Source organism: Limnohabitans sp. (genome assembly GCF_044361645.1).
Classification (GTDB): domain Bacteria; phylum Pseudomonadota; class Gammaproteobacteria; order Burkholderiales; family Burkholderiaceae_C; genus Limnohabitans_A.
Genome location: NZ_JBIKIL010000127.1, coordinates 1 through 10,983 on the forward strand (window position 1 = coordinate 1; position 10,983 = coordinate 10,983).

Here is a 10,983-nt window from a genome sequence, read left to right on the forward strand (position 1 = left end):
CCGAGGGCATCGCTGTGGCCATGATCGCGTTGGACAGAAACCCGGCGATTCGCTTGGCTATTCTGACGGGTGCGGGCGGCATGTTTTGCTCAGGCATGGATCTGAAAGCCTATGTCCGTGGCGAGTCGCCCTTCATCGATGGCCGCGGCTTTGGCGGACTGTGCAGCAAACCACCCCAAAAGCCGCTGATTGCAGCGGTCGAGGGTTTTGCGCTGGCTGGAGGGTTTGAGCTGGCCATGGCTTGCGACCTCATCGTGGCGGGCGATGGCGCACGCTTCGGCACGCCCGAGGTCAAGGTTGGATTGATTGCCGGTGCTGGCGGGCTGCTGCGCACGCCTCGCCAGATTCCGCAACGCGTTGCCATGGAAATGGCCCTGACGGGCGAGATGATCAGCGCAGCGCGCGCCTATGAGTTGGGGCTGGTCAATCGTGTTGTGGCTTCAGGGGGGGCTTTAACTGCCGCCATGACGCTGGCGCGCGTCATTGCAGCCAATGGACCGCTCGCCGTAGCCGCCAGCAAGAAAGTCATCTGCGAGTCGCAAGACTGGTTGTCCAGCGACATGTTTGCTCGGCAAGAACCCTTGCTCAAAGCGATCGCCAAGAGCAAAGACGCCCTGGAAGGCGCAACCGCTTTCGCTGAAAAGCGCCGTCCGAATTGGCAGGGCTGCTGAGCGACGATCAAGCCATCGAGCTGTTTTGCACAATTTTCTTTGGAACTGACATGAATACCCTGGTTCGTTACGACTTGAACAACGATGTGGCCACGCTTCGCATGAACGACGGCAAAGCCAACGTCATGAACATCGCCATGCTGGCAGCCCTGAATGAGGCGCTGGATCGCGCAGAAAAAGAAGCCAAGGTGGTGGTCTTGTATGGCCGTGCAGGGTCCTTCTCGGGTGGTTTTGATTTGGGGGTTTTCAAGCGTGGCGGCCCCGATGTGCAGACCATGTTGGAAGCGGGAGTGCGCCTGTGCGCGCGCTTGGTGGACTATCCACTGCCGGTGATCGCCGCTTGCACGGGTCATGCGGTTGCGCTGGGGGCTATTTTGCTGCTTTCATGCGACCTGCGTGTCGGTGTTGATGTGGGCGCCCGATTCCAGATCAATGAGGTACGGTTAGGCATGGTTTTGCCGCGAGTCACTGTGGAGGTCTGTCGCAGAAAGCTGGCGCCAGCGCAAATGCAAACCGCGACAACGCTGGGTATGCCCTTTACACCAGCGACCGCATTGCTGGCGGGCTTTGTCGACGAGCTGGTGCCCGCTTACGCGATGCAAGAAACTGTGCAAAGGCATTGCAAAGATCTTCTCATACTGGACTCGAAGTCTTTTGCCCTGAACAAGCGCCGCATCAATGCGCAGGTGATTGAAGCCATGAACGTCGCCATCCAGGCTGACATGGCGCAATGGCAGGCGCAACACATGGGTATGGAGGTAATCTGAAATGACCAATAAAACAAACATGCTGGCCCTTCAACGTCTTTACCACTGGGAGGCGACTTCGCCCCACCGCGTGTGCTTCACACAGCCTGTCGGGCAGGGTGTGGTCCAGACCTTCACTTGGTCTGAAGTTACGCATCAAGTGCGCTGCATGGCCAACCATCTTCTGTCGCTGGGCTATACGCCCGGCAGTCGGATCGCGATTTGGGGCAAAAACACCGCCCACTGGCTCATGGCCGATTGGGCCATCTGGATGGCCGGTCATGTATCCGTGCCGTTGTATCCCACGCTGGCCACCAAGACGGTGCGGCAAATTCTGGACCACAGTGGCGCATGTCTGATGTTTGTCGGCAAGCTCGATGATGCGGATGCGATGAGGGCAGGGGTTCCTGAACAGCTGCCTTGCATCAACTTGCCCTTAAGCCCTCAATGGCCTGGTGCAGACTGGTCAGAGATCGTTCGTTTGCAGGCCCCCCTTGCGGGCCAAGTTGTTCGTCCCGCGCAAGACCTGTGCACGGTGATGTACACCTCGGGCACCACCGGCAATCCCAAAGGCGTGATGCACAGTTTTGGCACATTACAAACGATCATTGCGCAGGGGCTGGAGCGCATTCCTCTGAACGAGAACGACAGGATGCTGTCTTATTTGCCACTGTCGCACATCGCTGAACGGGGCCTGGTTGAGCACATGCTGTTGGCCACGGGCATGCAAGTCTTTTTTGCGGAGTCGCAAGAGACGTTTGCACAGGACTTGCAACGCGCGCGCCCTACATTTTTCTTTTCTGTGCCCAGGTTATGGCTCAAGTTTCGCGAAGGTGTCAACGCCAAAATGCCGCCTAAGAAGCTGGCCTTGTTGCTCAAAATTCCACTGATCAATCGGATCGTTCAGAAAAAGATATTGACCGCATTGGGTCTGGACCAATGCCGTGTGGCCGCAGGAGGCGCTGCGCCCATGCCGCCTGAATTGTTGCGCTGGTATGGCGCACTGGGTTTGAACCTCATCGAGTTGTATGGCATGACCGAGAACGGGTGCACCCATGCGACCGATGTGCACAGCCCAATGCCGGGCAGTGTGGGTAAAACACTGAACGGGGTGAAATGCCGTCTTGACCCTGAGACCAGCGAAGTGCAGGTGCTTTCGCCGGGGTTGATGTTGGGTTATTTTCTGGAACCGGAATTGACCGCCCAAGCCTTTACGTCGGATGGCTGGTTGCATACCGGAGACAAAGGTTCGGTCGATGCGCAGGGCAACCTCAAGCTCACGGGGCGGGTGAAAGATTTGTTCAAAACGAGCAAGGGCAAATACGTTGCACCTGCAGGCATTGAGGCCTTGTTGGCCTTGGTCCCCGGCGTGGAAGCTTGTTGTGTCGTGGGCGCCAATTTGGCCCAACCGCTGGCCATGCTGGCGCTGACACCTGAACGGCTCACACAAGCGCTAGAACCTGAAGAGCGGCAACACATGCAAGCGGCCTTCGGACGTGAACTTGTGCGGATCAATCAACAACTCGATCCGCATGAACGCCTGTCTTGCCTGGTGATCGATCACAAGCCCTGGACCGTGGAATCGGGTTTCATCACCCCCACCTTGAAAGTCAAGCGCAACCAAATTGAAGCGGTGTATGGTCCATCGTTTGAAGCTTGGTCCGAAGTTCAAAAATCCATCGTCTGGCTGAAGGCTTCTGCCCCATCCACCCATTCCTGATGACGACTCAAGCAAAGGAGCACCCCATGAAAACACGCATCACTGAACTCTTGGGCATTCGCCACCCGATCATGCAAGGAGGCATGCACCACGTCGGCTATGCCGAGCTGGCATCGGCTGTCTCCAACGCCGGGGGCTTGGGCATCATCACGGGCTTGACCCAGAAGACCCCTGAGTTGCTGGCCAAAGAAATTGCGCGCTGCCGCGAGATGACCGATCAGCCCTTTGGTGTGAACCTGACCTTTTTGCCCGCCTTCACTGCGCCCCCGTATCCGGAATACATCCGGGCCATCATCGAAGGCGGTATCAAAGTGGTGGAAACCGCCGGTCGCAACCCGCAGGCCTACATGCCTGCATTGAAGGCGGCGGGTATCAAGGTGATCCACAAATGCACCTCGGTCAGACACGCCCTGAAGGCTGAAGAAATCGGCTGTGATGCGGTCAGTGTGGATGGCTTTGAGTGCGGCGGTCACCCCGGCGAGGACGATGTGCCCAACTTCATCTTGTTGCCCCGTGCGGCAGAAGAACTCAAAATCCCGTTTCTGGCCTCGGGTGGCATGGCCGATGGCCGCAGCTTGGTGGCGGCTTTGGCCATGGGCGCTGACGGCATCAACATGGGCACCCGCTTCATTGCCACGCAAGAAGCGCCGGTGCATGAAAAAGTCAAGCAGGCCATTGTGGCCGCCAGCGAGCTGGACACCACGCTCATCATGCGTTCCATCAGGAACACCGAGCGTGTGCTGATGAACGAGGGTGTCAAGCGTGTTCAGGCCATCGAACGCGAAAAAGGCGCAGCCCTAAGCATCAACGACATCATGGAACATGTGGCCGGCGTTTACCCCAAGGTCATGAATGATGGCGATCTGGATGCAGGTGCCTGGAGCTGCGGCATGGTGGCCGGTTTGATCCATGACGTGCCCACTTGCCAGGATCTGATCGATCGCATCATGGCTCAAGCGGATCAGCTGATCCGTCAGCGGCTCGGTGGCATGTTGGCATGAGTAACCTAGGCATCACAGTTGAATTGACGGCTGATAACTTTTCAACCATCCTTGGATGAGGAGATAAAGCATGGAATTTTCAGAACTCATCAAGGCTCGCAAAAGCGTTCGCGGTTACCAACAAAAACCGGTCCCCCGTGAGGTGATCGAAGAGATCCTGTCGGTGGCCAAGTGGTCGCCCTCGTCGATGAACACGCAGCCCTGGCATGTGCATGTGGTCACGGGCGAACCACTGGATCGGATTCGCCGGGGCAACACCGAAAACATGGTCAAGGGTGTGCCACCCAAGCGCGACTTTCCGATGAAAGAGTCCTACGAGGGCATCCACCGCAAGCGCCAGGTGGACATCGCGATTCAGCTGTTTGATGTGATGGGCATCGCCCGCGACGACAAAGAGCGCCGCACCGATTGGGTGATGCGCGGTTTTCGCCAATTCGATGCGCCCGTCTCGCTGGTGCTGACCTACGACAAATACCTCGAACCCGCCGCCATCAGCCAATTTGATTTGGGGGCTTTGTCGCACGCCATCGTGCTGGCCGCCTGGGAGCGGGGTCTGGGCACTGTGATCAACGGGCAGGGCATCATGCAGTCGGCTGTGGTGCGCGAGCACGCGGGCATTCCGGATGACCAGAACATCATGATCTGCATCGCCTTGGGCTACCCGGACGAAGACTTTGTGGCCAACACCGTCAAGTCGGTGCGCGAAGACGAAGCCAACTTTGTGCGTTACGTCGGTTTCTGAACCTCTCCTTGATCAGGTCGCCACCTTGCGATGGCGGCCTTTTCTTTCCGTCTCTTAAATTGAACACCCCATGAACTTGAGCAAAGAAGAGCTGGCTTTTCGCGACGAGGTGCGCGCCTTTTTGGCGGCCGAGTTGACCGACGAAATCCGCCTGGGCGGTCACCGCACCTCGGGCATTTTTGCGGACTACGAGGTTGGCATTTCGTGGCAGCGCATTTTGGCCAAGCGAGGTTGGTCTGCGCCGCACTGGCCAGTGGAGTGGGGTGGCTGCGGCTGGACGCCGAGGCAACATGACATTTTTGCCAGCGAGATGGCGGCGGCAGATGCCCCCAAGGTCTCGCCCCTGGGCTTGGTGATGGCCGCGCCCGTGCTGGTGGCCTTTGGCACGCAGGCCCAAAAAGAGCGCTGGCTGCCCGACTTGCGCAATGGCGTGAGTTACTGGTGTCAGGGTTACAGCGAACCGGGCTCGGGCTCCGACCTGGCCTCGCTGCAATGCCGCGCCCGCCGCGAAGGCAACGAATGGGTGATCAACGGCTCCAAAATCTGGACCACCCACGCCCACCGCGCGACGCACATGTTTTGCTTGGTGCGCACCGACAGCAGTGGCAAGCCCCAGCAAGGCATCAGCTTTTTGATGTTCGAGCTGAACAACCCGGGCATCCAGATCCGGCCGATCATCAGCATCTCGGGCGACCACGAGTTCAACCAGGTCTTTTTTGACGAGGCCCGCGTGCCCGCTGACGCCCTGATCGGCGAAGAAAACCAAGGCTGGACGATTGCCAAATTCTTGTTGGAACATGAACGGGGCGGTTCGTCTGCGCCGTTCTTGCGGGGGCGTTTGGCCCGGTTGCACGAGTCGTTGAGTGAGGCGTTTGCCTCATCAGGACCGTCTGACTCTGAGCACGAAGACATCGCCTTGACCTTGGCCAATGCACAGTGCCGCATCGACGCCTTGCACGCCTGGGAACAACAGGTGCTGACGGCGCGCATCGGCGGCGGCAAGCAGCCTTGCTGGATGCCTGCTGCGCCGTCCATGGGCAAGGTGCTGGCGACCGAGCTCAAGCAGCACCTGACCGAGTTGGGCTTGGACATTGCTGGCGCCTATGGCGCCAGTAGCCTGACCATCGAGGAGGCAGCTGCCCATGCATTGCCTGTGCCTGAGGAGTCGGTGTTTGCCACCCGTGCGTATTTGAACGACCGCGCTGCCTCGATTTATGGCGGCACCAACGAAGTCCAACGCAACCTGATCGCTCGCCACCTTTTGGGCGCCGAAGTGGTGGAGCCAGTGGTGCCCACCGACGAAACGCAGGCCATGTTGCTGGCCAGTCTGCAAGGCTGGCTGCAAGACAAGCTGCCTTTTGACAAGCGCGCACAGATGATCGCCTCACCTGAAGCGATTGCACCGCTGTGGCAAGGCTTGAGCCATGAGCTGGGCCTCTTGGGCGCGGCACTGCCCGAACACTTGGGTGGCATGGGCGGTGGTTTGCCCGAACAAATGCTGATCTGCCAAGCCTTGGGTGCGGCTTTGGTGGCCGAACCCTACAGCAGCACTGCTGTGCTGGGTGCGAGCTTGCTGCAAGCGTTGGGCGACCCGGCAGCCGATGCTTTGCTGCAAGGCTTGGCCGAAGGCCAAGTGCGCTTGGCCGTGGCGGCGCTGGAGCCTGCAGGGCGGACTGACCTGAGCCGGGTGCAGACCCGTTTGCACAACTCGAACGGCCAGTGGCACATCAGCGGGCGCAAAGCTCTGGTGCGCGGCGCAACCGGGGCCACGCATTGGCTGGTGAGCGCACGAGACGAATCGGGCCAACTGCGCATTGTTCTGATCGACCCAGCAGCCCGCGGCGTGCAGCGGCGCAATGTGCGCTTGATCGACGGTGCTTGGGCCTCTGAGCTGGCCTTTGATCAAACGCCCGTGCACGCCGTTTTGGGCCAGGGCGATGCGCAGGCCGCACTCACGCAAGCCTGGGACACGGCCACTTTGGCCGCAGATGCCGAGGCCGTGGGTGTGATGCAGGCCCTGATGCGCGACACGCTCAACTACACCAGTCAGCGCAAACAGTTTGGCCAGACCTTGGCGGCCTTCCAAGTCCTGCAACACCGCATGGCCGACATGTACATGGCCTTGGTGCAAGCTGCGGCGGCGGTGGGTGCTTGTGCCGATGTGCTGGGCGACAGCTCAGAGCGCCGCGCCGAGCGGGTGTCATCGGCCCATGTGACGGTGCTGCGTGCAGCACGGCTGGTGGGGCAGGGCGCGGTGCAGTTGCACGGCGGCATGGGCATGACCGACGAGCTGGCCGTGGGCCATGGCTTCAAGCGGCTGACGGTGATCGAGCAGCAGTTTGGCGGGGTGGCGCAGCACTTGCGGCGGGTGGCGGGTTTGTCCCAACCCTGAGCCTCTGGGTGTTTACCCCCGCATCAACTTCTGAATCAAATCCGCAGCCCCTGTGGCCTCGTATTTGCGCATGAGTTTGACGCGGTAAATCTCCACCGTGCGGTGGCTGATGCCCAGAGCTTTGCCAATTTCTTTGCTGGTCAATCCGTCCATCAGGTGCGCGGCGACTTCGCGTTCGCGGGCGGTGAGTTCGGCCTTCACGGGTTTGCGGGCCGAGAGGTCTTCAAAGGTCCAGATACCGGCCTCGTGCGGGGCGTCGCGGTTCAGGGCGCGGCCGGTCACATGGCACCAGAATGTTTCGCCTTTGAAGCGGCCGTCGACCCTTTTCATGATGCGGTCGTCGGCATACACGCCTTTGGCGTTCAGAATGGGCGCGATGCGCTGGCCGGTGCGTTCGTATTCGTCGGCGCTGGGGTAAAGCAGCTGGAAGCTCTGGCGGATCAGTTGTGCCTTGTTCAAACCAAACATCTCGCACACGCGCACATTGCAGTCGACGATGGCGCGGTTGCGCGACAGCACCATGCCTATCGGGGCCAAGTCAAAAGCGAGGCGGTAGTCGATGTCTGGGGTCATGGTTCTGGGGTAGAACGTGCCTGTCCGTGTCTCATGGATAACCAGTAGCAGATGGCGATAAACCAAGGGCAGACCATTACGAAAAAGCACGTAGTTGAATACGTAGTATCGTAATGCTCTCAAACACCTCATGGAGATTGGCGTGAACAAGATTTTTCCTTCCGCAGCCGAGGCCTTGAAGGGCATCGTGGCTGACGGGCAACTCATTGGCGTGGGCGGTTTCGGCCTGTGCGGCATCCCTGAAGCCTTGATTGCGGCGCTGCGTGACAGCGGCGTGCAAAACCTGACGGCCATTTCCAACAATGCCGGTGTGGACGATTTCGGCCTGGGCATTTTGTTGCAGACCCGCCAGATCAAAAAAATGATCGCCTCGTATGTGGGCGAAAACAAAGAGTTTGAGCGCCAATACCTGGCTGGCGAACTGGCCTTGGAGTTCACACCCCAAGGCACCTTGGCCGAAAAACTGCGTGCGGGCGGTGCGGGCATCCCGGCTTTCTTCACCAAAACCGGTGTGGGCACCTTGGTGGCCGAAGGCAAGGAGCTGCGTGACTTTGACGGCGAGACCTATGTGATGGAGCGCGCTTTGCTGCCCGACGTGTCGCTGGTCAAAGCGCACCGCGCCGACAAGTCCGGCAACCTGCAGTTCCGCTACACCTCGCGCAACTTCAACCCGGCTGTGGCCATGGCGGGCAAGGTTTGTGTGGTCGAGGTCGAAGAGATCGTGGAAACCGGTGACATGCACCCCGACAGCGTGCACCTGCCCGGCATTTATGTGCACCGCATCGTGTTGAATGCGAAGCCGGAAAAGCGCATCGAAAAGCGCACCATCACTGAAAAGGCGGGAGTTTGATATGAGCTGGAGTCAAGACCAAATGGCCGCCCGTGCGGCCCACGAATTGGAAGACGGTTTTTATGTCAACCTGGGCATCGGCATCCCCACGCTGGTGGCCAACTTTGTGCCGGCCGACAAGGAGGTTTGGCTGCAAAGCGAAAACGGCATGTTGGGCATTGGCACCTTTCCCAACGAAGATGAGGTGGATGCTGACCTGATCAACGCCGGCAAACAGACCGTGACCACCATCAAGGGCTCGTCGATTTTTGGCAGCGAGCAGTCGTTCGCCATGATCCGGGGCGGCAAGATCAACCTGTCCATCTTGGGCGCGATGCAGGTCAGCGAAAAGGGCGACCTGGCCAACTGGATGATCCCCGGCAAGATGGTCAAGGGCATGGGCGGCGCCATGGACTTGGTGGCCGGCGTGAAACGCGTGATCATCTTGATGGAACACGTGGCCAAGAAAAAAGACGGCACCGTGGACCTGAAAATTTTGCCCCACTGCACCTTGCCCTTGACGGGCGTGGGCGTGGTGGACCGCATCATCACTGACCTGGCCGTGATGGACGTGACCGAGGCGGGCTTGAAAGTGGTGGAATTGGCACCGGGCGTGACACCTGAGGCGCTGCAAAGCCAAACCGGCGTGCGCTTGATTTTCTGAACAGACCGTTTTGCCAGATCAAAAAAAACCGCAACTTGTTGCGGTTTTTTTAATTTTTTTCGCTTGAAAAGCATCAATTCATCAATTTATCTATAAATATTCATTATTTAGGTGTTTTTATGTATTGTTTGGTTTAATAAAATGTGGAGAATAGAGTTTTTTTGGCGAACTTCATGTCCAACCCACACCCCTACCCTGACCGCGTGCGAGGCGAATTGTTGTGTCAATGGCGCACTTCTCAGCAATGGGAGTTGAGGGTGTTGGCCCAAAGTGCCAATTTGTCGGTGGCACAGTTACGTGAGCTGGAGTCGGGTGGGTCAAGCTTGTTTTACACGCCCGCCATCAAAGAGGCGGCGGCTCGCAAAGTGGCTCGTTTGTTGGGCGAAGACCCAGATGCGGTGATTGCCAAGAACGGCGATGCGCCGCCGCCCGTCTTGCCTTCCGTGGTCGACGATTTGGTGGCGTTGACCTGCAAAAAACCACCCTATACCTCTTCCTTGTCCTTTTTATGGCATCACTCTGCTTTGCTGTATTTGCCAGCAGTGCTGGTGCTCGGTTTTTTGGCTTCGCAATGGCTTCATGAGAACTGGCAAAACGGTGGCGAGCAGCAGTTTTGGAAGAAAAACAGTCTCCAGAGCGTAACGCCAGAGGCGCTTGTTCCTTTTGCACCCAGCCTGCCAGTGCCAGTGAACTCGCCAACCATCGAATCCCTGCCCCAGCAAGACCAAAAAATACCAGACCAGTTGGTCGTGCAGCAGGCTGAACCGCAAACATTGGCCGACACAATGCCGCCTTCTTCCAGCCAAGGGTATGCCTCAAGCGCCTTGGTTTCTTTGCCAGCATCAGCCCACAGAAACCCTGACAGTTTGTGTCAGACCAGTTCACCAGACACCGTGCTCACGCCCTCGAGCCCTAGAAAATCCGGCAACATGGTGCACATCGTGGCGCAGAAAACCGGTGTGGTTTGTGTGGAAGACGCTGATGGTCAGCGCACACTCGTTTCGCTCAAAACCAACGAGGCACGCAGTGTCTATGGTGCGCCCCCATGGCGGGTGCATTTTGAGATGCCCGAACAAGCGCAACTTTATTTCCAGGGTGTCCGTTTGCGCATGCCAAACCCACAGCTGATGGCAGTGGCTCTGCACGAAGGGTCCAAGAAACCGCAGTGACTTGGGATTGCTGCTGCTTTGATGGTTGGGGGCTTGCAAGCCCCCAAATGCCGAAGGCCCCGTGAGGGGCCTTCTTTTTGTTTCAGCGTGTTTGGAGCGGGAGAAGGGAATCGAACCCTCGTTATTTGCTTGGGAAGCAAAAGTCCTACCATTAAACGACTCCCGCAATCTGGCCATTGTACTGTCTGAAGTCTGCGCGGCGGTGTTGGCAAAAGAGGTCGGTCCGCAGTGTAAAAACAGCGGCAAGAAAAGCAGCAAGAACAGCCGATGGGGTTTTGGCCTTGCCGCGGTGTGGCTGGCGTGCGCAGGGCACTTTTCTTATTTGTGGATGTCGCCCATGCACAGGTATTTGATCTCCACATAGTCGTCGATGCCATGGTGCGAGCCTTCGCGGCCCAGGCCCGACTGCTTCATGCCGCCAAAAGGCACATGCTCGGTGGCCAAAATGCCCACGTTGATACCGACCATGCCGTATT

The 10,983-nt window shown here is 58.5% G+C and carries 11 protein-coding genes and 1 tRNA gene; 9 read left to right on the forward strand and 3 right to left on the reverse strand.

The annotated features are described in order from the left end of the window. The 6 genes from ACIQ39_RS16215 to ACIQ39_RS16240 all read left to right on the forward strand — a co-directional run. A partial coding sequence (locus ACIQ39_RS16215) for a crotonase/enoyl-CoA hydratase family protein (protein WP_396435641.1) occupies positions 1–671 on the forward strand: 671 nt, incomplete at its 5' end. A gap of 50 nt (positions 672–721) precedes the next feature. Further along, on the forward strand, positions 722–1,438 hold the full coding sequence (locus ACIQ39_RS16220; RefSeq protein WP_396435642.1) for a crotonase/enoyl-CoA hydratase family protein: 717 nt from the start codon (positions 722–724) through the stop codon (positions 1,436–1,438). Between the two features lies 1 nt (position 1,439). Further along, entirely contained in the window at positions 1,440–3,137 is a 1,698-nt protein-coding gene (locus ACIQ39_RS16225; RefSeq protein WP_396435643.1) for an AMP-binding protein, read from the forward strand. A gap of 26 nt (positions 3,138–3,163) precedes the next feature. Beyond that, positions 3,164–4,138: an NAD(P)H-dependent flavin oxidoreductase gene (locus ACIQ39_RS16230; protein WP_396435644.1), complete on the forward strand. Its 975-nt coding sequence runs from the start codon at positions 3,164–3,166 to the stop codon at positions 4,136–4,138. A gap of 70 nt (positions 4,139–4,208) precedes the next feature. After that, positions 4,209–4,880: a nitroreductase gene (locus tag ACIQ39_RS16235; protein WP_396435645.1), complete on the forward strand. Its 672-nt coding sequence runs from the start codon at positions 4,209–4,211 to the stop codon at positions 4,878–4,880. A gap of 70 nt (positions 4,881–4,950) precedes the next feature. Next, positions 4,951–7,272 (forward strand): acyl-CoA dehydrogenase family protein, encoded by a 2,322-nt coding sequence (locus ACIQ39_RS16240; RefSeq protein WP_396435646.1) that lies wholly within the window; start codon positions 4,951–4,953, stop codon positions 7,270–7,272. A 12-nt stretch (positions 7,273–7,284) separates the two neighbouring features. Here ACIQ39_RS16240 and ACIQ39_RS16245 read toward each other — a convergent pair whose 3' ends face one another. Beyond that, a complete protein-coding gene (locus ACIQ39_RS16245) occupies positions 7,285–7,845 on the reverse strand; it encodes a LuxR C-terminal-related transcriptional regulator (protein WP_396435647.1) in 561 nt (186 codons plus the stop codon). 142 nt (positions 7,846–7,987) lie between these two features. Here ACIQ39_RS16245 and ACIQ39_RS16250 point away from each other — a divergent pair, with 142 nt between their 5' ends. The 3 genes from ACIQ39_RS16250 (at position 7,988) to ACIQ39_RS16260 (ending at position 10,507) form a co-directional block, all read left to right on the forward strand. Beyond that, complete coding sequence (locus ACIQ39_RS16250; protein ID WP_396435648.1) at positions 7,988–8,695, forward strand: CoA transferase subunit A; 708 nt, start codon at positions 7,988–7,990, stop codon at positions 8,693–8,695. Position 8,696: 1 nt separating this feature from the next. Then, entirely contained in the window at positions 8,697–9,338 is a 642-nt protein-coding gene (locus tag ACIQ39_RS16255; RefSeq protein WP_396435649.1) for a 3-oxoacid CoA-transferase subunit B, read from the forward strand. 173 nt (positions 9,339–9,511) lie between these two features. Further along, entirely contained in the window at positions 9,512–10,507 is a 996-nt protein-coding gene (locus ACIQ39_RS16260; RefSeq protein ID WP_396435650.1) for a hypothetical protein, read from the forward strand. A 92-nt stretch (positions 10,508–10,599) separates the two neighbouring features. Here ACIQ39_RS16260 and ACIQ39_RS16265 read toward each other — a convergent pair. Beyond that, positions 10,600–10,673, reverse strand: a tRNA-Gly gene (locus tag ACIQ39_RS16265). 152 nt (positions 10,674–10,825) lie between these two features. Further along, positions 10,826–10,983, reverse strand: a 158-nt coding sequence (locus tag ACIQ39_RS16270; protein WP_396435651.1) for an aldehyde dehydrogenase family protein, incomplete at its 5' end; no start/stop codon positions are given.

Excerpts from the sequence above, each read along its gene's own strand:
- ACIQ39_RS16245 (WP_396435647.1), bottom strand. The coding sequence starts at position 7,845 with ATGACCCCAGACATCGACTACCGCCTCGCTTTTGACTTGGCCCCGATA.
- ACIQ39_RS16225 (WP_396435643.1), top strand. The coding sequence starts at position 1,440 with ATGACCAATAAAACAAACATGCTGGCCCTTCAACGTCTTTACCACTGG.
- ACIQ39_RS16240 (WP_396435646.1), top strand. The coding sequence starts at position 4,951 with ATGAACTTGAGCAAAGAAGAGCTGGCTTTTCGCGACGAGGTGCGCGCC.
- ACIQ39_RS16235 (WP_396435645.1), top strand. The coding sequence starts at position 4,209 with ATGGAATTTTCAGAACTCATCAAGGCTCGCAAAAGCGTTCGCGGTTAC.
- ACIQ39_RS16255 (WP_396435649.1), top strand. The coding sequence starts at position 8,697 with ATGAGCTGGAGTCAAGACCAAATGGCCGCCCGTGCGGCCCACGAATTG.
- ACIQ39_RS16220 (WP_396435642.1), top strand. The coding sequence starts at position 722 with ATGAATACCCTGGTTCGTTACGACTTGAACAACGATGTGGCCACGCTT.
- ACIQ39_RS16230 (WP_396435644.1), top strand. The coding sequence starts at position 3,164 with ATGAAAACACGCATCACTGAACTCTTGGGCATTCGCCACCCGATCATG.
- ACIQ39_RS16260 (WP_396435650.1), top strand. The coding sequence starts at position 9,512 with ATGTCCAACCCACACCCCTACCCTGACCGCGTGCGAGGCGAATTGTTG.